The following is a 25,893-nucleotide window of genomic DNA, read 5'->3' on the forward strand; positions in this document are numbered from 1 at the left end:
GGAATTACTTATCATCATATTGGTATGTGGAAAGAAACCGGGTTTCTGGCTAGATTTAGCGGTTAAACCGAGGATTTTGGATAGAAACCCGGTTTCTCGGAGCTTGCGGTGGAAAGAAACCGGGTTTCTGGCTAGATTTAGTCGTCAAACCGAAGATTTGGCAGAGAAACCGGGTTTATCGGAGGCTGTGGGTAAGTCGTATATTTGTACAAGAGCTAACTGATAACTAAAAAAAATATGGATTGGCAACTTTTAGGCATAACTTTTATTACGGTGTTTTTGTCAGAATTGGGTGACAAAAGTCAATTAGCTGCGATCGCCCTTGGTAGCAGTTGCAACTCGCCGCGGGCTGTATTTTTTGGTACGGCGTCGGCGCTGCTGCTGGCGAGTTTCCTTGGTGTTTTGGTTGGACAAGGTACGGCGGAGGTGTTACCGGAGAGGTTGGTAAAGACGATCGCTGCGATCGGATTTGCGGTGATGGGCTTGCGTTTGTTGTGGGCGAAATCTGAATTATCTGATGTGTCAGAAGAATCCGAATAAGAGGACACGGCAGTGCCGTTTCCCTACCCCAATTCATTGTAGGGAAACGGCACTGCCGTGTCCTAATTTTTATGGTTGATTAAACTTCGTTTTGGTAGCACCAGCCAAGCAGCGTACCGCCGACAGCCAACTTTAGCGCTTCCAAAACAAAATATCCTTGGTGCAGTGTATTCATGCCGGCGGGCACTTCTGCTGCGGAGTCGAACAGATTTAGCTGCATTCCCAAGGCGCTCATTTGAGGTGTGAGCCCGTAGGTGTCAATCAGGGCGATCGCCAGAAGTACCAATGATAATACGATTGCTGTGCGAGTACGCTTGCCGGAGTCACCCATTAAATTGCTCAAAACCATCAAACCCGTTGCTACGAATCCCGAACAGATTAACTCAACGCGGTTAAATCCCCAGAACATTAAATTTCCGGCTGTTGCAAAATCAGAAGATACCATCATGCCAGATACGTAGAGACTCGGCATAATAACTAGATCGATAATCAGGCTACCGCTGAGCCAGAAAATTAAGGCTACCATGACAATTGCTTGCCAGCGGGGTCTGATTGATTCTACTCTCGACGATGTAATAGCTGTCATAAAAATTAGACCCTCTAAAATTTTCTTCTGCCTTTTCTAGAGCTTAACGAACTTTTTCCTAAAATCGTGTTAAGTATTTTTAAATTAATGGTAACTTTTGTGTAACTGAATTAGAAGAATTGTTAAGCTTGTCGGCGAAAAGTAACAGTTGAAAAATTGTGGCGATCGCCAAAAACGATTGATAATCACTCATTCCAGCAATATACCGATCAAATTTATGTGTTATTATTACAGTTAAATTGCCAAATATCAAAGATATTAGCCAATGATTGAAATAAACAAAATTCTGGAATTAAGTGCGGCAATAGCCAATCAATTTAAACCAGAAAAAATAATTTTGTTCGGCTCTTACGCCTATGGGAATCCCACGAACGATTCGGATGTTGATCTGTTGGTAATTTTATCTTCAGAAGGTAATAATTTTCGCAAAACTTGGGAAATACTAAGTAAAATTCAACCGAAATTTGCTCTAGATTTATTAGTGCGAACTCCTGCTGAAATTGAACAACGGCTAGCTTGGAATGATTTATTTCTCAGGGAAATTATCGAAAAAGGAAAGGTGATTTATGAATCCGCTGACACTTGAATTCATCGAAAAGCTTGCAAACAAATACGGTTGAGGTTTGGTTTGACTCGACAATACCTAAATTATGCTTTAATTTTATTTTAATTCTTCAGTCTGCGGAGGCAGACATCGTTTATACATACCTGGTTTCAACCGCAGACTCTTATAAATATAGCCTTTCTCAAAAAAGTGATGTATGCCCGCTAGTCCTATGCCCTATGCCCTATGCCCTATCCCCATGAGTACCTCATCTTTCTGAGAAAGGCTATAATATATGCCTAAATTTCAATTCTCATCTTGGCTTCCCCGTCTCCCCACTCAAGTCTGGATTCTCGCCGCCGGCAGATTCCTCTCGCAAAGCGGTAGCGGCTTTACTTTATTTTACGCGCCGATCTTTTTTGTCGATCGCGTCGGCTTGTCTGCAACTGCTGTTGGGATTGGTTTGGGTAGCGGTTCAATCTCGGGAATATTCGGCCGCATTTTGGGCGGTTCTTTTTGCGATTCCCAATTTTGGGGAAGGCGGCGAACTTTATTGCTGGCGGCAATGATTTCGGCTGTCGCTTCTTTTCTGTTGGCGGCGACTCATGATTTTCCAGGTTTAGTGGCGGCTAATTTATTGATGGGTTTTGGTGTGGGTTTGTATTGGCCTCCAACGGAAAGTATGGTTGCGGATTTAACTGAGGGCGCACAGCGACAGGAGGCTTTTGCTGTGACGCGGCTTGCTGATAATTTGGGTTTGCAAGTTGGGATTATTTTGGGCGGTGTTTTGATTGCGGTAACGGGGAATTATCGATCGCTCTTTATTATCGATGGCATCTCGTTTTTAGTGCTGTTTGCGGTGGTTGCAAGTGCGATCGCAGAAACCTACAAACCAGCTAATTCAACGGATACAGGCAAAAAAAGTCTCAAAAATGGCTGGATGGTGGCGTTGGGCGATCGCACTTTGCTAGTCTATGCTTTAGTCAATACTCTGTTTACTCTCTACATTTCCCAAATTCAAACCACGATGCCGTTGTATTTTAGCAAGTTTGTGCAGGCGGGGACATCGGGAACAGGCTTTTCTACGGGTACAATTACGGTTTTGTTTGCTTTTAGCACATTTTTAACTGTGGCTTTGCAGATGCCGATTGTTAAGGCTTTGAGGCGGTTTTCTCATCCCCAAGCTTTGATGATTTCGGCGCTGCTGTGGGGAATGGGGTTTATTGCGATCGGCTTGACAGGAATGGCTGCAACTGGCAATCTATTTTTAGCGGTTGTTGGCTTGACTTTTTTGTCGGTGGCAACGGTTGCTTATACGCCTTTTGCTTCGGCTTTGGTGGTGGATTTAGCACCGGAGTCTTTACGCGGCGTGTATTTAGCGGTTAATTCTCAGTGTTGGGCGATCGGCTATTTAATCGGCCCACCGCTGGGCGGTTTCGCTTTGGATCGAGGTAAATGGGCGGCGGATAATTTCTGGTTGGGTTTGGCTATTAGTGTGATACTGGCGATCGCAATTTTGCAAAAGGTCGATCGAATGTTAAAAAGTAGAATCTAATCATATCAAATAGAATAAATGGCGATTGATGTCAAATCCGTTGGCAATGGAGTAAGATTAAACGAACCGCGAAGGCGCTAAGGACGCGAAGGAAGAGAAAGAAGATGATCCGGTTCTTCCTTCGCGCTCTTTGTGTCTTCGCGGTTTAATCATTCCGATTAACTTATTTTCGCCGATCGCCCAATTTGCGATAAACCGCCCTCAAATCAACCTGATGGTGAGCCAAAGCAACCAAAGCGTGATAAAATAAGTCCGCAACTTCCCCGGCGATTCCGTCTTTATCATCATCTTTGCAAGCCATCACAACTTCCGCCGACTCTTCGCCAATCTTCTTGAGAATCTTGTTATCCCCGCCCTCGAACAACTTGCAAGTATAAGAAGTTTCGTTAGGATTGTCACGTCGATCGCAAATTACGTCAAACAATTGAGATAACATATCCCCCGGCGGCGCCACAATTTCCCCGTCAACTTGGTGAAAACAACTTCTTTCACCCGTGTGACAAGCAATATCTCCCACTTGTTCGACAGTCACCAGCAAAGCATCGCTATCGCAGTCGTAACGCAGCCCTTTGACATTTTGAACGTGTCCCGAAGTCGCCCCTTTGTTCCAAAATTCGGCGCGAGAACGGCTCCAGAACCAAGTTTGACCGGTTTCCATGGTTTTTTCGAGCGACTCCCGATTCATCCACGCCATCATCAACACTGTCCCGTCTAAGTAATCTTGGACGATCGCAGGCACTAAACCGCGATCGTCATAACGGATCTTTTCAATTGGGATCGATCGGCTCAAACTAGATAAATCAGTACCAGACATAATTTTATTGCAGCTTTTCATATAAATTAACGCTTTCGTGTCGGATATTTTTTTTATTAACCGCAGAGAGCGCAGAGGACACAGAGAGAAGAGAGGAGATTAGGCAAGTGATTGGCCAATTGTCAAGAACTATTTTACAAATTATTACAATTGAGACCTAGGAGTGCTAGTGCGACAAATCCTAAAAAACCCGAGCTAGTATTGCTACTGATTGGTTTGTATCCTAAAATCTACTACTATAGTTTCCTTGAATCGGCTTAGCCTTTAACCAGAAGTCGCTATATTAAGTATCCTACCAACAACAGACCTTCACTAAGGAGAAAACATTGGTTTCTACAACCTTGAAAACCACCAAATCAGAAGAAATATTCGCCGCCGCCCAGAAATTGATGCCCGGTGGCGTTAGTTCCCCCGTCCGCGCCTTCAAATCCGTAGGCGGACAGCCCATCGTCTTTGACAGGGTAAACGGAGCCTACATTTGGGATGTTGACAGCAACCAATACATTGACTACGTAGGTACTTGGGGCCCCGCCATCTGCGGCCACGCCCACCCCGAAGTCATCAAAGCCCTCCACGAATCCTTAGAAAAAGGTACGAGTTTCGGCGCACCCTCCCTCTTGGAAAACGTCCTCGCCGAAATGGTCATCGATGCCGTTCCCAGCATTGAAATGGTACGATTTGTCAATTCCGGTACCGAAGCTTGTATGGCCGTTTTGCGGCTGATGCGAGCCTTCACCGGGCGCGACAAACTGATTAAATTTGAAGGCTGCTATCACGGACACGCCGATATGTTCCTGGTAAAAGCAGGTTCCGGCGTGGCAACTCTCGGCCTTCCAGACTCTCCCGGCGTGCCGAAATCCGTTACCGCCAACACCCTCAACGCTCCGTACAATGATTTAGAAGCAGTCAAAGCTTTATTTGCCGAACATCCGGGCGAAATCGCAGGCGTGATGCTAGAACCTGTTGTAGGAAATGCCGGTTTTATTGTACCGGATGCAGGTTTTCTCGAAGGTTTGCGGGAAATTACCAAAGATAACGGTGCTTTGTTGGTGTTTGATGAAGTAATGACTGGTTTCCGCATCGCCTACGGCGGAGCTCAGGAAAAATTCGGTGTCACCCCAGATTTGACAACTTTGGGTAAGGTTATCGGCGGCGGCTTGCCCGTGGGAGCTTACGGCGGACGGCGCGATATTATGGGGATGGTGGCTCCCGCAGGCCCGATGTATCAAGCTGGTACGCTTTCGGGAAATCCTTTGGCGATGACTGCTGGGATTAAAACTTTGGAATTGCTGCAAAAACCCGGCACTTACGAACAGTTGGACAGGATTACGAAAAAACTGTCCGAGGGATTGCTGAAAATTGGTAAGGAAGCGGGACACGCTGTTTGCGGCGGACAAATTAGCGGGATGTTTGGCTTGTTTTTTGCGGCGGGCCCGGTTCACAATTACGATGATGCGAAAAAGTCTGATGTAGCAAAGTTCGGCCGCTTTCACCGGGGAATGTTGGAGCACGGAATTTATCTCGCTCCTTCGCAGTTTGAAGCTGGATTTACTTCTTTGGCCCATACTGACGAAGATGTCGATCGAACTTTAGCAGCCGCCCGCGAAGTGATGGCTAGTATTTAAGGCTTTGCAGTCAGGAATGCAAGTTCTTAAAACTCAGAGATAAAAAATTAAAGTCCTGACTGTTTTTTGCAGTCAGGACTTTAATTTTTAACAAATAGCCAATCCGCGTTAAAAACCTCTCGGGGCTGTAGCAAAAGGCGAGAAACCCGGTTTCTACAAAATTTTGTGTTTAGTAATGAGAAATCTATGAAGAAACCAGGTTTCTGAGAATTTTTTATTTTTTCGACAACCTATTTAATAACTAATGACTAATGACTGCTATTCGATCGCGGGGACAGCACTATGACTAATGACTAATGACTAATGACTGCTATTCGATCGCGGGGACAGCACTATGACTACTGTCAACTGTCAACTGTCAACTGTCAACTGTCAACTGTCAACTGTCAACTGTCAACTGTCAACTGTCAACTGACTAATTTACTCATTAAGAAATTCACCTTCACAGATAATCGAGTCTCTGTTCTCCAAATCTTCTTGATTCCAAATCGCATTTAATGCTGCCGAACTTAAAGAACTTGAGATCGTATTTAATGTGGTGTTGTAGTATTCTACAGCATTATTAAGTTCCATCTGTGGGGCTTCTTTGAAATAGGAATTAATATCAGGCGTGCAGCGCTGGGCTTGATAGTACAAATAAGCTTCAGCATTAATACACATTACGTGGTAAAAATCCCTATTTGCTGTTGCAATATCTCCCAATTTGTACAGCGCTAAACCCCGGTTGAGATAAGCTTTAACGTAGTTGGGTTCGAGTTCCACTGCTTTGTTAAAGTCTTCAATCGCCAGCTCCATTTGTTTTAATTTATAGCGAACGCATCCTCTGTTATAATAGGCATAAACATTGTTGTGGTCGATGCCGAGTGCTGTGTTATAATCGGCGATCGCCTGGGTGTTGTCTCCTAATTGGTGATAACAGAGTCCGCGATTTATGTAAGCTTTGATATATCTTGGATTCAACCGTAGCGTTTCGTTAAAGTTCTCCGTTGCTGCTTGTTTTTCTCCCAAAAGGTAGTAAGCGCGGCCTCGGTTGTAATAGGTTTTATAATTTTGCGAATTGATCGAGAGAGCTCGATCGTAGTCTTCTATTGCTTCTTCGTAATGTCCTAAATTAGCAAGTACGAGTCCCCTGTTGTTGTAGATAGCGTGGCTGTCAGGCTTATTTACTAAAGCACAGTTGAGATCGTCAATGGCTTTTTCGTTTTCTCCGAGATGGCGCCAAGCATTGCCTCGATTCAAGTATGCCTCGAACAAATTAGGATTGATATCTAGTGCTTGGCTGAGGTCTGCGATCGCCTTTTGGTAGTCTTTCATATAATAGTAAACCAAGCCGCGATTGTTGTAAGCTTTGGCATCGGCGGGATTGACTTGCAGTATCTGATCGAAGTCCTCAAGTGCCGCTTCGTAGTTGCCTTGCTTGGCGCTGTGCAACCCGCGCTTATAAAAATGGTTGAGGTTCGATTCTTTGATGTTCATAGGTCAACTTTCATTCCTTGCTGGATTCTGGATTGATTCCTTTGCACTCAGTGTTGAGTTCGACAGAGGTTAATCTGTTGAAAGAGCATCCACACAGCACCCCGATTAACTCTTAACTGATTCCAGGAAATCTACCCGAAACAGGATTTTAGGTTTATCTTAACAGCAGTTAAATCCTGTTAAAAGAGCCTGTAGCTCGGCTGCATTTACTTCGTGAGTTCGATTTTTTACCCGATCGACTTTTGAGCAAAAATCGAGTTTTCGTTGGCGTTATCTGTCTCTAGATGCCGAGGCGATCGGCTAATCACCAAATTCAGCTTACGAGGCTGCGAGCCTACAAATCACTACACGTACTCTGTTCTGGTAAGATTTATATCTCGATTCTCAAATTGGTCTCAGTATTTCCCGCACCTAGTCTCTACAAACTTTTGTTGGGTAATTACCAATTCCCGATTACCCATTACCAATTAGCGATTGATTTCCTCTTCCACATAAACTCTCAATTTCTCCAAATCGGGAAGTTCGACCAATTCTTTTTCCTTTTCCTGAACAGAGATAGGCACCCTCACAGGTGTGCGCTGTTCTATCCAGCAACTCGCCAGCGGCAAAGTTTGTTCCAAATCTTCCAAAGGCCTGGGAATTACCATCACGGCGTTCAACTCGCCAATGCGCTCAGCTTCGTACATCCCGGCTTCTACGGCGACTGCGACATCTGCGACTGCACCGCGAATAATTGCCGTGCACAAACCGGCGCCAATTTTCTCGTAGGCGGCTAAGTGTACGTCGGCGGATTTGAGCATAGCATCGCAAGCGCCGACCATTGCGGGAAATCCCCGCGTTTCGAGCAAACCGATCGCCTGATTGCTCAGTCGAGAATAACTACCGCTTTCCGACAGTTGAGTTAGGCGAAAGCCGATCGGCAAAACCACTTCCAAATTAGCCAAAGGCCTAGCAATCACCAGCTTAGAAACAAACTGTCCGAATTGTTCGGCTGTCTGAGCTCCTGCTTCCACAGCCAAACGCACGTCGGAAATGCGCCCGCGGACGATCGCCGTACAGTGACCGGAACCTATTTTCTCGTATCCTACTAAAATGACCCCTGCGGACTTCAGCATCATGTCAGCAGTCCCGACAATTGCCGGAAAACTCTTGGTAGATACCAAGCCCAAAGCGGTGTCTTTGAAATATTCCTGGCGCTGCGATCGCCCGGAGTCACTGCTGTTACGATCTATTTGTCCGTCCATCTTCGATTACCCTTAGAAACTTCCAAAAATAAAAATTTGTTGATAGTTTTAGTGTCTCAGATGAGAAGACAAACTGCACGAGCTGCAAGATACATATTTATGCTGCAAGACCTTAAAAATTGCTGAGCTACAAATAATATGAGATTACCTATTTATATTTTTTTGATTCTTCCTTAAGCATAACTGCCTTTTGTAGAAATTACCATGCCCCAAAATGGATACCAGCACCAGACACTCATGAGGGTCGAGATCGAAAATTTAGACAATATTTTAACGTCTCAGATTCATCTGTGGAATAAATCTCAAATCGAAAAATGGAAAATCTCAAATCCAATGACCTCTATCCGGTACCGCCCGAGAGAGTTTGACCGTTGTCCTGCGATCGATTAAAAGCTTGTCGGTGCGGAAACAGCGTCCCCAGCAACTGATTGATGTGAGCTTGACCGTACAGAATAGTTGGGACTTCTCCTGGTTGGGGAGGCGGATTGGCGGCGGTTTCTGGTGATGGATCTGGGGCTGTCTCTGGCGGTGTTTGAGGCTGTGTTTGGGCGGGTTCGGGCGGGTCGTCGATCGGGCGATCGACGGTTGGTTCAACTGGTGGCGTAGTGCCTGTGGGGGTTTCCGGTGCAGCGGTTTGGGCTTCTGCGGTTTCTGCGGTTTCTGCGGTTGGTTCTGCTGCGACTCGGCGGCTGGTATCTCCGATCAGAGAACCTGCGGGCAAAATTTGCATTTGGTCGATCGCAGGATTAATCAGCGTTGTTCCCGCGCCAATACAGGCATTTGCGCCAATCTTCCCCGCACCTACCACCAACACTCCTGCACCCAGCATTGCGCCCGCTGCGATTTCGAGAGTACCTTCGCGGGCGTGAAGGATAACTCCCATACCGATACAGGCACCGGCGGCGATCGAGATCCGGCTACCCGGATCTGCTTGGAGGATGACTCCTGGGGCGATCGCCACACCTTCATTCACAACTACATCGCCACTCAGGAAAATCTGAGAGTTGCTACTTAATTGCAGTGGCGATAAATACATTCAACTTCACCTTGAAATGAGCTATGATTTTAGATAAAACGACTTTAATTTATCGCTTTTTAGAATGATTTCTTTAACTCTATCAATCTAATAAACGATTATTTACTAATAATGAAAAGCTCGATTTGGACTTACAAATTACCCGAAATAATTGCTTGAAAGCCGGAAGCCTTTTAAGGAGAAATTAAAATCAGACGATTCATTACTCCAATCCCATTTCTTCTTTTGTCAACTGTCAACTGTCAACTGTCAACTGTCAACTGTCAACTGTCAACTGTCAACTGTCAACTGTCAACTGTCAACTGTCAACTGTCAACTGTCAACTGCACTTAACGGGAGAAAGCAGCTAATTACCTGACAAATTATGGTCGTTGGATAATTTCTTCGAGTACCCGGCGCTTGGCCTTGGAGTCGATACCGAGCAAGCGGACGTAATCGCCACTGTGTTCTGTCATACAGCTTTCGAGAGCCGAAATTACTTCGGATTCGCGGTTGGTGGCGATCGGCGCGCAACTGCTCCAAGAACCTGTGCGGAAACGGCGCGCGTCGGCGTGTTCCGTGCCAATTTTGTAGCCTTGGGAAAGCAGGTTGCGGATTTGGTCGATCGTCTTGCCGGTCAACTTTCCACTTCCAGCCGAACCAGTCGTCGTGGCTTTGAATGCTGATGTTGCACCCGGTTTAGCCGATTGAGCCACAGGGCCATCGGGACGCTGAATCAGTTCTTCAACTACGCGGCGCTTAGCTTTCGGGTCAATCCCGATCAAGCGCACGTATTCGCCCGGATATTGGTTCATCACAGATTCTAAAGCGGCGATCGCCTCAGATTCGTTTCTGACTTGCAGCGAAGCCCCGCTTTGCCAAGAACTGGTGCGGAAGCGGCGCGCGTCGGCGTGTTCTGTGCCAACCTTGAAGCCTTGAGCTAGCAAGCCGCGAACTTGAGCCACTGTTTCCGCGCTCAATTTGCTGGATGCGGAACCGCCATTTTGATAGGCAGTTTGTGCAACTTTACCGTTAGATTTGTGAGTTGTGGCGCCGTTACCGTTAGAGCCGTTTTCTCCCGGTCTTTGGACGATTTCTTCGAGTACGCGACGCTTGGCTTTGGTGTCAATCCCGATCAAGCGGACGTATTCTCCTTGGTGATCGGCCATACAAGCCGACAAAGCTGCGATTACTTCAGAGTCGCGAGTTGAGGAAATTGGGCCGCAAGTGCGCCAAGAACCGGTACGGAACCGACGGGCGTCGGCATATTCCGCTCCCACGCTGTATCCTTGGGCTAGCAAATTGCGGATGCTATCGGCTAGAGAGGAACTCAATTGGGTGCCGGCATAGGTAGAATAATTCATTTGAGTGATATTTGAGTTTTTAGCTTGCTCGTTGCGAATTGGTGCTAGACAAGCGATGTTGTCAGCGCAGCGATAACCCGTTCTCAGAGCGTCATTGATGCCGATGACGTGGGTCGCAAATTTAACATCTGAATCTTGAACGTCAGGCAGGCGATCGGCTTGCTGCTGATTAGTGATGATGGCTCCCGAAGGTATGTACTTACCGGGAGGAATCTCCACATCTTGAATTAATACGTGCATCATGACAATGCAGCCGTTGCCCACTCTGGCATTGAACACCGTAGAGCGAAAGCCGATAAAGCACTCGTCGCCCACGTATGCCGGGCCGTGAATTAAACTCATGTGGGTGAGGGAAGTATTTTTCCCCACCCACACAGAATAGGATTTGTCGTCGTCTCCTGTGACTCGGCCTTGTTCTAAACCGTGAATCACTACTCCGTCTTGAATGTTGCTTCCTCCTCCGATATAAAAAGGAGTGCCTTCATCGGCGCGGATAGATGTCCCGGGGGCAATCATCACATTAGAACCGATATGCACATCCCCAATAATGTTAGAAAAGGAATGTACGTAGGCGGTGTCATGAATTTTGGGCTCAGCCAAGTTTTTCGACCAAGGCGTCGGGGGAGCCGCAACGTTGCGGACTGCCATAAATTAAGTTCTCCTAAAACTGAAAATTTTTTTTAGTTGTTAGTTGTTAGTTGTTCACTGTCAACTGTCAACTGTCAACTGTCAACTGCCAACTGTCAACTGTCAACTGCCAACTGTCAACTGTCAACTGTCAACTGCCAACTGTCAACTGTCAACTGTCAACTGTCAACTGTCAACTAGCGGTACGGGTCGTCTTTTTTACTGTAAATGAGGCGATTTTCTACATTGACAGTATCTATAATGCCTACTACCAGAGCATCGATCGGACGGTTTTCGCTCCCTGGCGCGATCCGGGCCCCGCTGCCGCGGGTGACTAAAACCCATTCATCTATACCAGCGCCCACACAGTCAGCGGCTACTTCATAGCCGGGAACTGGCGAACCTTCTTCATCGATGAATTGCAGCAGTAGAAATTTCGATCCTCTCAGCGTCGGCTCTTTTTGGGTACTGACAACTGTGCCGAGAACTTTGGCCATTTGCATTTTAGGTAATAGGTAATAGGTAATTGGTAATTGTCATTTTTACACCGTCACTTGTCTTTTTTTTATGAGTTTTTTTTAGTCTAATTTCTGCATAAAATAGTAGTTTCTTCTACTAACTAATGACTAATGACTCATAACTCATAACTCATGACCCGTAAAACAAACGGATACAAGCTCTAGACGATTTTGACTGTCGATTCCAAAATCTTAGATTTAAACTTAAATCTCCCAGATTAATCTGTGGAGTCAATTTTAAAATCTAAAATCTAAAATCTAAAATCTAAAATCGACTGACTAATAACCAATATCCCATGACTACCTCAATTAAAAATTAAAAATATTAAATCAAAAACATCGCGATTTTTAATTTTTAATTTTTAATTTTTAATTACCAAACGCCCCTAACAGCCTCGGGCTTGTATTAAGATCTGTTGAGAGGACGAATGCCGCTCACGCCTTCGCGGAACTGTTCTACAGCTTCGGTGTAGCGAATGGGTAGCACGTATTCCAAGTTTTCGTGAGGGCGGGCGATAATGTGGGTGGACATCACTTGTCCGCCGTTAACGCGCTTCACTGACTCTACTCCGGCGGCTACGGAAGCTTGCACTTCCGAGACATCTCCTCTTACAATGACAGTAACGCGAGCGCTACCGATTTTTTCGTATCCTACCAAGGTGACGCGGGCTGCTTTGACCATCGCGTCAGCGGCTTCTACAACTGCGGGGAAGCCTAAGGTTTCGATCATGCCAACTGCAATTGCCATTGGTTTTACTCCTGATTGAATATTTTGGGAACTAAACTGTAAATTTTTGACGATCGCGCTGCTTTTCGTCAAACGTTTCGTCAAACGAATTTTTAGCGCGCTAAGAACTTAGTAGCCTCGGAACTGCTCTACTGCTTCTGTATAACGAATTGGTAGAACATATTCTAGGTTTTCGTGGGGGCGAGCGATGATGTGGGTAGAGACGACTTCTCCGCCGTTCACCCGCTTGACGGATTCCACTCCTGCTGCAACTGAGGCTTGGACTTCCGACACGTTGCCGCGCACAATTACGGTGACGCGAGCGCTGCCGATTTTTTCATAGCCCACGAGGGTAACGCGAGCAGCTTTAACCATAGCGTCGGCAGCTTCCACAACAGCGGGAAAACCTTTTGTCTCAATCATTCCCACGGCAATTGACATTTTTGAATCTCCAAGTTGAGGATTAGCGGAATTACCGTAACAAATCTTTGAGAAATCTAAAAATTTGGACGGGGAGGCCCACATTATTTAGGAATGCAGTGTAAAGCTTCCTATCCTTATAGAATAGGGGAAGCTGTCCACCTTGACAATATAAACTAACATCATAATGTTTAATAACAAAAATTAAATTTTTTTATGTTACTTCAAATATTTTAATATTTATTTAATAATCTTAATATATAGAGGAGTAGATGCGGGCGGCGAGCTGGCAGTCAAGTAAGTACAAATACCTGTAAACTAGAGTTCGGTGGGTGGGGGCTGGGGATGTCGGTGTCGGTCAACTTCGAGATTTCCCAGGGGGGATCGCGGGTAAACAGACAAAAAAGACAGTCTTGGCCGAGATGCGGGCTTTTTTTTTTGAGTGCCGACCCCCAGCAGCCTGTAATTTGGTATTCAGAGAATACTAAGTTTTGATGCTTTAATGTATAGTTAATTTTGGGTGCAAATTATTTTGCTAAAGCTATACGATCGGGTTTAGTCAAAGTTTTACGTCAAATTTTTACACTGTGGCGCGATCGCCCGGAACTGCCTTTGTATAAAGGTAGCCGGTAATTTGAAGTTTAAGGAATAAATTAAATGACAGAATTTCTCCTCCAAACCTGTTGGTGGATACCTTTATATGGCTTAATAGGCGCGATTCTAACTTTGCCGTGGTCTACGGGAACCGTTCGCACAACAGGGCCAAGACCTGCGGCTTACTTCAATTTACTGATGAGTGTGTTGGCTTTCATCCACGGGTCAGTGATTTTTACAGCAACTTGGGATCGAGCGCCCCAACATTTGCTCCTCCACTGGGTGCAAGCAGCAGATTTAGATTTGTCTTTTGCCATAGAAATCTCCACGACCAGCGTCGGAGCAATGGAGCTAGTGACAGTTTTGAGTTTGCTAGCACAAATTTACGCTCTCGGCTACATGGAAAAAGACTGGGCGCTAGCTCGATTTTTTGGGCTGCTAGGTTTTTTTGAAGCGGCAATTAGCGGGATTGCGATTAGCGATTCGCTGCTGCTAACCTACGGTTTGCTGGAAGTGCTGACACTCTCAACTTATTTGCTAGTCGGGTTTTGGTACGCTCAACCGCTGGTAGTGACGGCGGCTAGAGATGCGTTTTTAACCAAGCGTGTAGGAGATGTACCGCTGCTGATGGGAGTAGTGACGCTTTCAACTTTAGCCGGAAGTTTGAATTTTTCTGATTTAGAAGAATGGGCGGAAACTGCAACTTTATCTCCTTTAGTTGCGACTCTTTTAGGCTTGGCTTTAATTGCCGCACCTACAGCCAAGTGCGCTCAATTTCCGTTTCACCTGTGGCTCGACGAGGCGATGGAAGGGCCGAACCCGGCTTCGATTATGCGGAATACGGTGGTTGTGGGTGGTGGGGCTTATGTTTTGATTAAACTTCAGCCTGTTTTAGCGCTGTCGCCGATAACTGGTTTGGTGCTGGTGGTTTTGGGTGCGGTGACGGCTGTTGGGGCTTCCTTAGTGGCGATCGCCCAAATCGATATCAAAAGAACACTATCGCATTCTACCAGCGCTTCTATGGGTTTAGTGTTTATCGCGGTCGGGCAGAATCACGTTGACATTGCATTGCTGTTGCTGTTCGCGCACTCGATCGCCAAAGCACTATTATTCATGAGCATAGGGTCAGTGATTGTCACAACCAACACTCAAGATTTAACAGAAATGGGTGGGTTGTGGTCAAAGATGCCCGCCACGACAATGGCTTATTTAGTTGGCGCTGCGGGGATGGTAGCCCTATTGCCGATGGGCAACTTTTGGGTAATGCGACGGTGGCTGAACGGTTTTTGGACAGTGCCATTGTGGTTGGTAGTTGTGCTGCTGTTAGTTAACGGTTTAACTGCGCTCAATTTAACTCGCGTATTCGCCTTAGTATTTGTCGGAAAACCGCAACCCAAAACTCGCAGAGCTCCCGAAGTCGGTTGGCCGATGGCTTTGCCGATGGTAATTTTGACGGTGATTGGGCTGTTAGTGCCTTGGATGTTGCAGCAGTGGCAACTTTTAATTAGTTGGACTGGGCCTTGGGCGGAAACTGGGGATTTTGATAGTTTAAATTTGCTGTTGAAGACTCTGGATACTCCACTGTTGGTGTTATCTGGCTTGATTGGGGTTGGGGCTGGCGTGGCGATTTATTGGTACAACGTTTTACCTCGACCGGTACGACTGCCGATTCCAGCGGTGCAGGATTTGTTTGCTTACGACTTTTATATCGATCGAGTTTACCGCTTGACTGTGGTTTGGGCCGTAGCTTCTATTGCGAAAGTCAGCGCTTGGACTGACAAGTATGTAGTAGATGGGGCGGTGAATTTGTTCGGTTTTGCCACAATTTTCAGCGGTGAAGGTTTGAAATACAGCGGCACCGGTCAATCGCAGTTTTATGTGTTGACTATTGCGGGGGGAGTTGCGGCGTTACTGGCGCTGATTATTTGGCAATTCTAAACCGCAGATTTTGGTGGATGAACGGGGATAAACGCAGATAAATTGTTTTTGGTTTGTCTGCTTTGTCCCTAGTTTTATTCAAAGTCGATCGGCCACAATTCTATAACCGGAACTTCCCAACCGGGTAAAAGTTCGGGCAGTGAAATTATGTCGTAGTGCTGTCGCCCCCGAGCGAGTATTGTACACCTTGCTCGGGGGGGACAGCACTCCCAGAAAAGATATTTTTTGCAAAAATGAGATGCTCCCATTTAACTTGCAAATCTTCTCGATCTGTAAGACTAGAAGTCATAGGAGGATTTTCGAGAAATTTGCATCTATTGTAATAAGAAAATTAACCGATCGCTATTTTATGCAGTGGCTTTGGGTTAATCTTAAATATAGTTCTAAATATTGTGTAATAAAGGAAAGTTTTAATTGATGCTCAGTGCTTTAATCTGGATACCAATGTTGGCGGCCGCCCTGATTGGGTTTTGGCCCGGTGCGATCGCCTCTAAAATAGTTCGGAATGCCGCGATCGCCATTGCGGGTGTAACTTTTATTCTATCGGTGTTTGTGGCAGCTCAGTTTGATGCCAACAGCAGTCAATTACAGTTTTCGGAATTTATTCCTTGGATCGATGATTTGGGATTTAATTACAATCTCGGCGTTGATGGTTTGTCTCTGCCCTTAGTAATTTTAAATACCCTACTGACAGGTGTAGCGATTTACGCTACGGATGAGGCGATCCGCAGACCTCGACTTTATTATTCTTTGATGCTGTTAATTAGTGGCGGCGTCACCGGAGCTTTTTTATCTCAAAACTTGTTGCTATTTTTCCTGTTTTTCGAGGTAGAACTAATTCCGCTTTACCTGTTAATTGCAATTTGGGGAGGCGAGCGCCGAGGCTATGCCGCTACTAAGTTTTTAATCTATACGGCATTTTCGGGAATAGTATTGCTGGCTGCTTTCTTGGGTGTAGCTTGGCTCAGCGGTGCTTCTAGTTTTGATATGGTTGGTGCAGCCGGTGCATCGCATTTGGAAGGAGGCTCGCCGTTGCCTTTGGTCAGACAAATTGTGTTGCTGGCAGGGATATTGCTCGCTTTTGGGATTAAGATTCCATTAGTGCCTTTTCATACTTGGCTGCCAGATGCTCACGTAGAAGCTTCGACTCCGGTTTCGGTGCTGCTGGCGGGGGTGCTGTTGAAGCTGGGAACCTACGGGATGCTGCGCTTTGGTTTGGGTTTGTTCCCGGATGCGTGGGCGGTGGCTGCGCCTTGGTTGGCGAGTTGGGCGGTGGTGAGTGTGCTTTACGGGGCTAGTTGCGCGATCGCCCAAAAAGACATGAAAAAAATTGTAGCTTACAGTTCGATCGCGCACATGGGCTACATTTTGTTAGCTAGCGCCGCAGCTACTGAGATTAGTATGATAGGAACTGTGTTGCAAATGGTTAGCCACGGTTTAATCTCCGGGTTGCTATTTTTGAGTGTCGGGATTGTTTACAAAAAATCCGGCAGTCGCAACATAGATGTGCTCAAAGGTTTGTTCAATCCCGATCGCGGTTTGCCGGTAATTGGCAGTTTAATGATTGTCGGTGTAATGGCGAGTGCCGGCATTCCCGGGTTGTCGGGATTTATTGCTGAATTTTTGATATTTAGGGGCAGTTTACCAGTGTTTCCGATCCAAACTTTGCTCTGCATGATCGGGACTGGTTTGACTTCAGTTTACTTTTTAATTATGGTCAACCGCGCCTTTTTCGGGCGCCTTTCCGATTTGGTGGTGAATTTGCCGCAAGTCCGCTGGGGCGATCGCATTCCTTCGCTAGTTTTAGCCGTAATCATCACCATCATGGGATTGCAGCCGGGAGTTTTAGTGGCTTTGAGTGAGAAAACTGCGATCGGCTTAGTATCGACTGTACCCGCACAAGTTAAACAAGTTGCTCAAAACTTGGAGTGAAATCTTTCATAGGTATGTAGTTGCGCTTGAGCGCCGGCCGGCGAAGAGAGCAACTACAAACCTAAAACATAGTTATTCAATGTAGTTGTGCGTTGACTCGCTCTCATGAACCCTCAAGCGCAACTACGAACCAAAGCTAAAACATAGTTATTCAATTAAGGTTGAGGAAATCAAATGACAAGTACCGTATTAAAACCATCTTCCCATCCCCTATCCGCCTACATTGACATCTTGGAATCAGGCAAAGCTTTACTTCCAGAATCTACCGAAAATGTAGTAGAAGTGGTTGGAGTTCTCAAAAGTTACGCCATAGTTCTTGATGCGTATTCTCGCAATCTTAACTACATCGCAGAAGAACAATTTTTAGTGCTTTTCCCGTTTTTTAAATATTTCAACGGAGAAGTGACAGCGCCGAAATTACTGCGCTATTTGTGGCACGATCGCATAAATTTTGAGTATGCCGAATATTGCATGAGAACCATGATGTGGCACGGCGGCGGCGGTTTGGACAGTTATTTGGATACTCCAGAATTTAGCAATTTGGCCGAAAAGGCGATCGCAGCTAAGTTAAAAGGCAACTTTTTGATGCAGGGACTCCACAAAGCATTCCCAGAGTTTTTACCCGAACAAGTGCGGATGTTGGCTTATTACACGGGTTTGGGGCAGTTTTGGCGGGTAATGAGCGATTTATTTATCGATTTGTCCGATCGCTACGAAGCCGGTACAATTAAGTCGATCGCAGAGATAGTAGATTTCGTCTTAGCCGGTTTAGTAAGCGCCGCAGCCCTACCAATCACCTACAGCGTCAAGATTCGCGGCGAAGTCTACGATATCCTGCCCGCATCGGCCAACTTGACATTTTTAGCAGATGTAGCAGTACCTTATGTAGAAGCAGTTTTCTTTAGAGGAACAGCTTTTTTTGGCACAGTTTCCTACAACGCCCAAGCACATCAAATCCCAGAAGAACAAAAAGAATTTAGCTACGGGGCTTTGTTTGCAGATCCTTTACCCATCGGAGGTGCAGGAATTCCACCAACTCAATTGATGCAAGATATGCGGCATTATCTGCCCGATTATTTGCACGAAATTTATCGAACTAGCTGTCGCGGTGAAGACGATTTGCGCGTACAAATTTGCCAAAGTTTTCAGAAGTCGATGTTTTGCGTGACAACAGCGACTATTTTCGGTTTAGCACCTCATCCGATGAACACCTCCGATCCTGAGGAAAAAAAGGCTAATCGGGCTTATTTAGAAGGTTGGATGGATCGATTTGGCACTTCTCGCTTGGATTGGGCAAATCAGCCAACTATCAGGGCTTGTCAGTTGTTCCCGGAAAGATGAAAGAGGCTGGATGTCTGTTGCTACGATCGGGAGCGGAAGCAATCTCGATCGGAATCCAGCACGTCACATCTATGAAAGGCTGGGCTCCGGGCTGCTACCTCTTCTTGAAGCTCTAGATTAACCTTGACAAAGGTTGTAGCATTGGTTAGTATGATAGTACAGTCATACTCGTCAGTCGCATGAAATTAATAATTTATGAGCAAAAAAGTCAGTATTACTTTGGATGACACAATTCTAGATTTTGTCGATCGGCTAGCAAGTAATCGTAGTAGTTTCATAAATGAAATTCTCTGGAAGGAAAAAAGGAGGATTATGATGCAAGAGCTGGAAAATGCTTATAAAGAGCAGGCTAGCGATCCTGATTTTCAAGAAGAGATTTCCGTTTGGGATGTTGCGGTAGGCGATGGTTTAAATGCCTAACGGGATATTAACTTACAAACGAGGAGAAATATGGTGGGTCGATCTAGAACCCACGACCGGTCATGAAACCGGTAAGCAGCGTCCTTGTCTAATTTTGCAGAATGATGTTGGCAATCAAAATGGGACAACTACAATAGTTGCCCCTTTATTGCCTTGGAAAAAAACTTATCCATTCGTTGTGAATGTTGTTCCAACTTCGCAAAATGGACTAAACGGAGAACGGCACATAAACTTAAGTCAAATGAGAGCTGTAGATGCTCAAAGAATTAAAAACAAACAGGGAGTTTTAGAAGATTTTTATTGGGAAGAAATTGAGAAGGCTGTCTGTATTGAGCTGGGTTTTAATTTGGTATTTAAAGAAACATGATTGAGGTTTCGTTTTCTCGCTTCGCTCGTTTATCTATAACGTTTGTCAAGCGCTGTGAGGTACGCTGGCTCCTCCGATGCTTTCGATCTGAGAGTACCTCATGTTACTGAGAAAGGCTATAGTTTCCCAAACTCTTTTGAACCAGCAAACGAAAATGCGGTCAGCATGATAATTTCGATCGCCGATCGCCAATCTAAAAGCTCAAATACCAAATCCCATGACGCACCTTAATGCTATCTAGATTCGGACAAGAAGACTCAGGCCGTGAGAATCAGTTCCACAAGTTCCCAGCAAACCATAGGTTTCAGCTAAATCTTTGACTAAAGCAGTTTGTTTGGGACTCGGTTTCCAAGGATTAGGATTACCGTAAGCATAGTAAATTTCTACGCCGTCAATGCCAAGACGGGCTGCTTCTGGGATTAGTTGATCTGCGATCGATCGATACCGGCAAGGATGTGCTAGAACTGCTAAACCTCCTGCTTCCTGAATCGCTTCAATTACCCTGGCTGCGGAATAAGAAGCGTGGCCTTCAGTGCCTTTACCTCGCAAGTAAGGTGTGAGACTGGGATGTTCAGGATCGAAGGCGTAAGCGAGAATGTGTACGTCGTTTTTGAGCAATTCAGCGTTAATTTCAGCGCCAGTCCAAAGAGTCGGCGCTGCGGTAGTCCTGTCGGGATGCTTTAATTTCCAGTTATCCAGCCAAATTTGAGCTTGAACGTAGCCTTTGGTGCTGTGGTGATCGGTGATAGCGAAGCCTTTGAGGCCGCCTGCGATCGCAAGTTCCATCAATTTCTCGGGCTTCAATCGCCCGTCGGAGTAGACTGTGTGCATATGGAAGTTATAGGAACCCGGACAGCTATCGGCATCAATCGTCTGCAAGACTTGTTTGAGTGCCGAGATATTCTGGGATTCTGGTTTGAGGCTAGAACTTGTTGAGGGAGCGAGATTGACCGTCATAAGCATTATTATAAAAAAAACTAGCTTTGTTAACTATATCTAATTTTTTCTTTAAATGTTGGGGGCTGATACCCACAGGTACTTTCAACAGTTGACAGTTGACAGTTGACAGTTGACAGTTTGAGAGAAACCTCTACCCTTAAGTCTGAGGATTGAAGTAATGAATAGTCTGAGTTTAATTTCTCCCGGGCGGGCGGGCTTTCAACCAATTCTTTCTGGCAAAGCGTTAGTCGCACTTTAAACCTGCGGCGGCGGCTGTCGGAAATTCGATCGGCACAAACGTAACACCAAATTGTTCTCTAGCACACGGAACAACGTGCGCTAAAGCTTTAGGAGGGTTTTTCCGATTTCCAGTTGTCAAGTCAAACTCAATTATACCCGTGGCACCGTCAGCTTTAAAGTCTGGAGATGCTAAGGTTTTTTGCATTCCTTCACGGCTGGGTTCTGGCTGTAATTCTAGGGATTTAATCAGCGTTTTAGCGGCATCGTAGGTTAAAGCCGATCGAGTATTGACTGGGCCTCCCCACAATTTTTCAGCATTAACTGGAAACTTTTTATCAAAACTGATTAACGGATGCCAAAACACGGATACGGCGAGTTTTTCAACAGACTTTACCTGTTTTACTGCTTCTAAAGTTCTCGGATCGTATAGAGTCCAAGGGCCGACCATCCAATTGCGATTGTTGTTGATTTTAATCATTTCGATCGCATTTTCTCCAGCCTTAGTAACTTGACCGTCTGGAAAGACAGCTAGGGCTGTTATTCCGGCTTTCTCAACTTCTTTGATTGCTGCTTCGGCGTTAAAATCATTTTTAGATAAGTCGTAATTACTGGTTCTAAAAGTAGAACCTCCTTGGGCTTCAAATTGCTTTTTGAATTCTTCCCACAAAGAAGCGCTAAACGGACTGTTGGGATTGTAAAAAACTGCTACTTTTTTTGCACCGACTTTAATCAGTTGATTTACTAAGCCTTCAGCTTCTTTGCTAGTTGTTGGGGCTGTCCGAAAGAAAAATTTCCGAGGTTTGCGCGTTAGTTCTTCTGTTGTGCTTCCCGGAGAAATGGCGATTAGTTTATTTTGATTGTAAATATCTACTGTTTCCACGGTCATGTCGCTGGTGTAGTGTCCGATGACGGCTAAAATATCGGGCTGAGTGACTAGGTAATTTGCCCTTTGCTTTGCGTAGGATTTGATATTGCCGTCATCCGCGATGATGATTCTGAGACCTTTTTTCCTAATAGCTTTTGGTTCGAGAAAGCCTTGACCGGGAAAATCTTTATTGCTGTTATTTGCAACGAGGAGACCTAAATTAACTTCAGTTTGAGCTTGAGCAAGACCTCGCAGCAGTTCTTCGGCTAAATCTGCGTTGACAATGCTACCGTCCTGATTTCTGCGGATGGGAACAACAATTGCGATGGTATAATACTCTGCATTGATTGCTTTGAGCAGGGCATTGTTCATGTAAATTAAAGTTTCTGGGTCTCTGCGGTCTTCTCGCCAGGACTGTTTGAGCAATTTTAAAGCTTCAGAATAATTGGCTTCGGCAAACTCATTGATTCCCCTTTGTTTTGACCAAAGGGCGGAGGTTTGCACTAGAAGTTTTTCGCCAGAACTTACACCATCTGGGGAGGGTGTAGGTAGCGTTTGTGGCTGGGAAATTCTGGGGATTAGCGGGTAAATTTTGGGGATTGAAATTACGATCGCCCCTGCCGCAATTACCGCAACACCTAACAGCAGCCACCGAAAGCGATCTCGCAACACCCGCTCAGGTTTTGGTGACTGAGGCCCTGGGTTAGCTGGCAGGGGCGAGATCGCTTTATGAGGTTTTGTTTCGGGTGGTGGAGGCGATCGCATCGCGTCCAACTCTTCCAAAACCTCAGTCACAGATTGGTAGCGGTCTTTAAAGTGGTAGCGAACCATTTTATTAAGAATATTTTTTAGACGATCGCTAACTTGTAAAGTCTGTCGATTGTGCATCAAGTAATCCCAGATAATTTCACAAGTCTTGGGATCTTCCGGGAGATCTCTAGGATGCTGCCCAGTTAGAGCTTGAATGACGATCGCTCCTAGGGCGTAAATATCGTTATAAGGTTGAGCTTTACGCCCGTTGGATTGTTCGGCCGGCATATAACCGCTGGTGCCGATCGCCTGCGATGTGAATATTTTACCTGTAGAGTCAGCCGTCAAAGTGCTGATTTCTTTGACAGCCCCAAAATCAATTAAAACAAGTTTTTTATCTGCTTCGCGCCGAATTAAGTTAGAAGGTGTAATATCGCGGTGAATAATATTTTCTTTATGGACAAACTGTAAAATTTCCAGAATTTCTCGCAACAAGGCGATCGCCTCCTCCTCCATCCACTGTTTACCTGGAGTGAGTTCTTCCTTGAGCTGATTTCCTTTAATGTATTCTTGAACTAAGTAAAAATGGTCATTTTCTTCAAAAAAAGCGAATAATTCGGGAATGCACGGGTGATTGCCGAGACGGTACAAAGCGCTAGCTTCTTTTTCAAATCGCATCCTTGCCTTCTGCAAGACGCGCGGATCGTTCGATGAAGGAAAAGGAATTTCCTTAACAACGCACTCGGGATTTCCGGGTTTGGCTAGATCGTTAGCCCTGTAGGTGATCGCAAACCCTCCCCGTCCCAATTCCTTGATAATTTTGTAGTTTTCGTGGAGGATATGCCCTGACTTGAGACACATATATTTTCCAACACCTGTTGACTGGCTGAGGTCTTTGATGTTGATTATAAGCTTTTTTGTTACCAGATACAGCTTGGCAGTATATCAAATTTATGTGGGTGTATGTCAAAAAAAATATAACTGTCAGCAATTCCTCATTCATTAAGCAATTTTTTTAATTATTTATTTGTAGGTATTTATCTGTAGGGTAGGTGAGTTTGAGAAATATTTCAATTCCTAGTCTGAGATTAGATACTGATGCACTGCCACGATATTAGTCAGGTGCGTCAGTTTGTGATACTATTTTGACAAAAAAATGCTACACAATAAATATTATGTTTGTTTACACTGACCCTGTCGATCGGGTGCGTCGCTGTTAATACCAATTTAAAAAAAGAATGCAACAGTATTCTTCCCCCGCAATACAGCGGGGGGGCTAGGGGGGGTCGAAGAGTGTTGCACGATTTTAAAAAAATGGTATAAATTGTCGATATTTTTTAGGGATTGTTGATGGCGACACACCCTACGACTACTGACCTCACCTCTGGTAAAATCATCTTTATAAGTTCGTAGTGAGGACTTCAGTCCTCGGATTTTTATGAGGACTGAAGTCCTCACTACGAACCATTTTTACCTTTTTTTATTACATAAAATATGATAATGATTCCTATAAAAAACAAATTCCCAGGCATAAGCTGGGAAGAAAAAATATTACAAATAATGTTGTTTTAATAAATTGAATTTCCCGGGAAGCGGCGATAATTTGGGTGATAATTGAGCAGCGCTGGTAGATTTGAGAGCGGACTGCGGGGCGGGCATTCCGGTTCCGGTGCCGCACCCGATCGCATTTTCCAATCTCAATAAAACACTTGCGTTCATGTTGGATCACCCGTTAAGCTTGAGTGCTGTTGCGAGTCTGGCTTGCCAGATCCAACAGTTGTGCCCAGCGTTTTTGGACTTGTTTGGGGGTGCAGTTGAGTGCAGTGGCGATCGCCTTATCGCATTCTTGATTCCGCTTCATTGCTAACAGTTCTTGTTGTTCGGGCGACAGTTGAGCGCGAAATGTTTCCCATTTGTCCGAAGTCATGCCCAGTTTTTGATCTACATCAGCACCCAGCCATTCGTGAACGAGTTTCCAGTTTTGAGTGCGGGCAAATTTTTCGACGTGGTACTTAAACCGTTGTTGCAGGTAGTCGCGCTGGCGGGAGGACAAACCGAGAACGCGATCGATTTCCGAAGCCGAAAGGTCTTGCAATTTTAAAGTTAAGTAGCTAACACATTCTGGCTGATTTTGCGATTCCAGATAAGCAATCAATTCAGCGACTACTCGATCGCGCAACACAGCATCAGCCGGATCGACAGTTTCCGAAACCATTTGTTCGCGGACTTGTTGCAGCGCCGGAGAGCGGCTGTACATTTCTGCATCTTCTCCCTTGCCGGATTCTACAGCCATTTCAATGTCGATCGCAGTTTCAGGAGGTTGGCCCTTAGCAAATCCTTGAGCGCGCAGCACGATCAGGCGTTGGCGGTTGCGGCCGGGTAAACCGATTTGGCGCTTGGCGTATTGTTCGGTGAAAGCCATGTACTCAGCCAATTCAATCTGGGTGCGGGGAGTGTAGTTGAGATCCAGTTGGTGTTCGCGGCGGAAAGCGCGCAAAGCTTCGATGTAAAAGCCTTGCAAAAAGTCTTCAATCATGTTGTAGCGAGCTTGGAAGTTCAAGTTCGATCGGAAGGAAGCAACATGACGGTAAATCATCGATGCGAGGTGAGAGTGCAGTTGGACGCGGCCTTGTTTGGAACCGAGGCGGTAGAATTCGAGAGTTTTTTGCAACCGGTGTTCGGCCAAGGTGATTTGCCAAGCTTCAACTTCGCCGGAAATTTGGATGCGATCGCTTTTTTGGCAAATCCGTTCGACTTCCTTAGCAATTCGCATCGCCACTGCTTGAGCGCTGCGGCTGGCAGTTTTCATTTCTGCTTCCAACTCTTTGAGGGCGAATTCAGCCAAAGCCAAGACATCGATGCTGGAAACTGTATTGATTTCGGCGGTTTGTTCGGTGGAGGCGGCTGGAATGAAGTTGAGGTTAGAAACAGTGTTGCAGTTGACGGGGTTGGTGGCAGTTGTGACAGTCATGGCGTTTATCGGGTGGTAGCGCAGTGCGAGGACATTTTTCAGGGAGCGAGGCGGCAGTTGCTGGCGGTTTCGCTTGGCACGGCTGATTCAACTCTCTATGTATTGAATATAGGGAAATACAGATAGGCACAGTGATGCCAGTGTTCCACTCTCTCATGCAACATTTTTTGGCTGCCGAATCTGATTTTAAGCGCTGGCTGTTGACGATAGATTTTATTGCCTTCAAAGCCTGACTGTACAAGCCTTCTGAGCTGTTATGCGGGTGTGGCGATCGCGACAAAGATGGACGGTGTTCCGGGGCCGCTGAGTGGACAATTTAGCAACTGGCCTTTTGAGGGGGTTTTCGGCGTCGGAGATTGCGGAATTGAGACTCGGCAGAATGTAGCGAACTGCACTATCTTCAGAACCTACGCCACAGCAGTTGGGAAACCCGGTCAATTTAGAAATTTTCTTTTAAAAGGGGCAACGGCTTTTTTTGAAC

22 protein-coding genes are annotated in these 25,893 nt (G+C 45.6%); 9 read left to right on the forward strand and 13 right to left on the reverse strand.

Translation table 11 applies throughout. The features are described from left to right. Positions 1–237: 237 nt before the first annotated feature. On the forward strand, positions 238–540 hold the full coding sequence (locus JGK20_RS02155; protein WP_293229149.1) for a TMEM165/GDT1 family protein: 303 nt from the start codon (positions 238–240) through the stop codon (positions 538–540). A gap of 79 nt (positions 541–619) precedes the next feature. Here JGK20_RS02155 and JGK20_RS02160 read toward each other — a convergent pair whose 3' ends face one another. Next, positions 620–1,126, reverse strand: a complete 507-nt coding sequence (locus JGK20_RS02160) for a DUF4149 domain-containing protein (RefSeq protein WP_293176026.1) — start codon at positions 1,124–1,126, stop codon at positions 620–622. Between the two features lie 265 nt (positions 1,127–1,391). Here JGK20_RS02160 and JGK20_RS02165 point away from each other — a divergent pair, with 265 nt between their 5' ends. Both JGK20_RS02165 and JGK20_RS02170 read left to right on the forward strand, forming a co-directional pair. Next, complete coding sequence (locus tag JGK20_RS02165; RefSeq protein WP_293229151.1) at positions 1,392–1,712, forward strand: nucleotidyltransferase domain-containing protein; 321 nt, start codon at positions 1,392–1,394, stop codon at positions 1,710–1,712. Positions 1,713–1,965: 253 nt separating this feature from the next. Beyond that, positions 1,966–3,225: an MFS transporter gene (locus tag JGK20_RS02170; protein WP_293229154.1), complete on the forward strand. Its 1,260-nt coding sequence runs from the start codon at positions 1,966–1,968 to the stop codon at positions 3,223–3,225. A gap of 163 nt (positions 3,226–3,388) precedes the next feature. Here JGK20_RS02170 and hisIE read toward each other — a convergent pair whose 3' ends face one another. Further along, positions 3,389–4,039, reverse strand: coding sequence for a bifunctional phosphoribosyl-AMP cyclohydrolase/phosphoribosyl-ATP diphosphatase HisIE (hisIE, locus tag JGK20_RS02175; protein WP_293189573.1), 651 nt, complete (start codon positions 4,037–4,039; stop codon positions 3,389–3,391). A 326-nt stretch (positions 4,040–4,365) separates the two neighbouring features. Here hisIE and hemL point away from each other — a divergent pair, with 326 nt between their 5' ends. After that, positions 4,366–5,664: a glutamate-1-semialdehyde 2,1-aminomutase gene (gene hemL / locus JGK20_RS02180; protein WP_293189571.1), complete on the forward strand. Its 1,299-nt coding sequence runs from the start codon at positions 4,366–4,368 to the stop codon at positions 5,662–5,664. A 420-nt stretch (positions 5,665–6,084) separates the two neighbouring features. Here the strand turns inward: hemL and JGK20_RS02185 are convergent, their stop codons facing one another. From JGK20_RS02185 to JGK20_RS02215, 7 genes are all read right to left on the reverse strand, one after another. Beyond that, positions 6,085–7,140: a tetratricopeptide repeat protein gene (locus JGK20_RS02185; protein ID WP_293185533.1), complete on the reverse strand. Its 1,056-nt coding sequence runs from the start codon at positions 7,138–7,140 to the stop codon at positions 6,085–6,087. Between the two features lie 467 nt (positions 7,141–7,607). Beyond that, complete coding sequence (locus JGK20_RS02190; protein ID WP_293185534.1) at positions 7,608–8,384, reverse strand: BMC domain-containing protein; 777 nt, start codon at positions 8,382–8,384, stop codon at positions 7,608–7,610. A 340-nt stretch (positions 8,385–8,724) separates the two neighbouring features. Then, a complete protein-coding gene (locus JGK20_RS02195) occupies positions 8,725–9,420 on the reverse strand; it encodes a carbon dioxide concentrating mechanism protein (RefSeq protein ID WP_293189569.1) in 696 nt (231 codons plus the stop codon). A 362-nt stretch (positions 9,421–9,782) separates the two neighbouring features. After that, the gene (locus JGK20_RS02200; RefSeq protein ID WP_293185537.1) at positions 9,783–11,411 is read right to left on the reverse strand and encodes a ribulose bisphosphate carboxylase small subunit; all 1,629 of its coding nucleotides are present in this window, start codon (positions 11,409–11,411) and stop codon (positions 9,783–9,785) included. A gap of 176 nt (positions 11,412–11,587) precedes the next feature. Continuing rightward, a complete protein-coding gene (locus JGK20_RS02205) occupies positions 11,588–11,893 on the reverse strand; it encodes a EutN/CcmL family microcompartment protein (RefSeq protein WP_293185538.1) in 306 nt (101 codons plus the stop codon). A 421-nt stretch (positions 11,894–12,314) separates the two neighbouring features. Further along, on the reverse strand, positions 12,315–12,656 hold the full coding sequence (locus JGK20_RS02210; protein ID WP_006635058.1) for a carbon dioxide-concentrating mechanism protein CcmK: 342 nt from the start codon (positions 12,654–12,656) through the stop codon (positions 12,315–12,317). Positions 12,657–12,764: 108 nt separating this feature from the next. Then, positions 12,765–13,076, reverse strand: a complete 312-nt coding sequence (locus tag JGK20_RS02215; protein ID WP_006635059.1) for a carbon dioxide-concentrating mechanism protein CcmK — start codon at positions 13,074–13,076, stop codon at positions 12,765–12,767. A gap of 636 nt (positions 13,077–13,712) precedes the next feature. Between JGK20_RS02215 and JGK20_RS02220 the strand changes: the two genes are divergently transcribed. The 5 genes from JGK20_RS02220 to JGK20_RS02240 all read left to right on the forward strand — a co-directional run bounded on the left by JGK20_RS02220 (position 13,713) and on the right by JGK20_RS02240 (position 19,647). After that, on the forward strand, positions 13,713–15,587 hold the full coding sequence (locus JGK20_RS02220; RefSeq protein WP_293185539.1) for an NAD(P)H-quinone oxidoreductase subunit F: 1,875 nt from the start codon (positions 13,713–13,715) through the stop codon (positions 15,585–15,587). A gap of 417 nt (positions 15,588–16,004) precedes the next feature. Then, positions 16,005–17,519 (forward strand): NADH-quinone oxidoreductase subunit M, encoded by a 1,515-nt coding sequence (locus JGK20_RS02225; RefSeq protein WP_293189627.1) that lies wholly within the window; start codon positions 16,005–16,007, stop codon positions 17,517–17,519. 174 nt (positions 17,520–17,693) lie between these two features. Further along, positions 17,694–18,860 carry a CO2 hydration protein gene (locus tag JGK20_RS02230; protein ID WP_293185541.1) on the forward strand — a complete coding sequence of 389 codons (1,167 nt, stop codon included), beginning with the start codon at positions 17,694–17,696 and terminating at the stop codon, positions 18,858–18,860. Positions 18,861–19,055: 195 nt separating this feature from the next. Next, positions 19,056–19,280: a hypothetical protein gene (locus JGK20_RS02235; protein ID WP_293185543.1), complete on the forward strand. Its 225-nt coding sequence runs from the start codon at positions 19,056–19,058 to the stop codon at positions 19,278–19,280. Beyond that, entirely contained in the window at positions 19,273–19,647 is a 375-nt protein-coding gene (locus JGK20_RS02240; protein WP_293185545.1) for a type II toxin-antitoxin system PemK/MazF family toxin, read from the forward strand. The genes JGK20_RS02235 and JGK20_RS02240 overlap by 8 nt, the downstream gene beginning before the upstream one ends. Positions 19,648–19,884: 237 nt before the next feature. On the opposite strand, the gene JGK20_RS02245 is transcribed toward JGK20_RS02240, so the two are convergent. From JGK20_RS02245 to JGK20_RS02260, 4 genes are all read right to left on the reverse strand, one after another. After that, positions 19,885–20,604: a PHP domain-containing protein gene (locus JGK20_RS02245; RefSeq protein ID WP_293185546.1), complete on the reverse strand. Its 720-nt coding sequence runs from the start codon at positions 20,602–20,604 to the stop codon at positions 19,885–19,887. Positions 20,605–20,830: 226 nt separating this feature from the next. Continuing rightward, the gene (locus tag JGK20_RS02250; RefSeq protein WP_293229158.1) at positions 20,831–23,302 is read right to left on the reverse strand and encodes a bifunctional serine/threonine-protein kinase/ABC transporter substrate-binding protein; all 2,472 of its coding nucleotides are present in this window, start codon (positions 23,300–23,302) and stop codon (positions 20,831–20,833) included. A 690-nt stretch (positions 23,303–23,992) separates the two neighbouring features. Further along, the gene (locus JGK20_RS02255) at positions 23,993–24,160 is read right to left on the reverse strand and encodes a hypothetical protein (protein ID WP_293229160.1); all 168 of its coding nucleotides are present in this window, start codon (positions 24,158–24,160) and stop codon (positions 23,993–23,995) included. 13 nt (positions 24,161–24,173) lie between these two features. Beyond that, on the reverse strand, positions 24,174–25,412 hold the full coding sequence (locus JGK20_RS02260) for a HetZ-related protein (protein WP_293229162.1): 1,239 nt from the start codon (positions 25,410–25,412) through the stop codon (positions 24,174–24,176). Between the last annotated feature and the right edge of the window lie 481 nt (positions 25,413–25,893).

Origin of the sequence: Microcoleus sp. PH2017_05_CCC_O_A (assembly GCF_020738785.1) — a bacterium.
In the GTDB taxonomy this organism is placed as follows: Bacteria; Cyanobacteriota; Cyanobacteriia; order Cyanobacteriales; family Microcoleaceae; genus Microcoleus.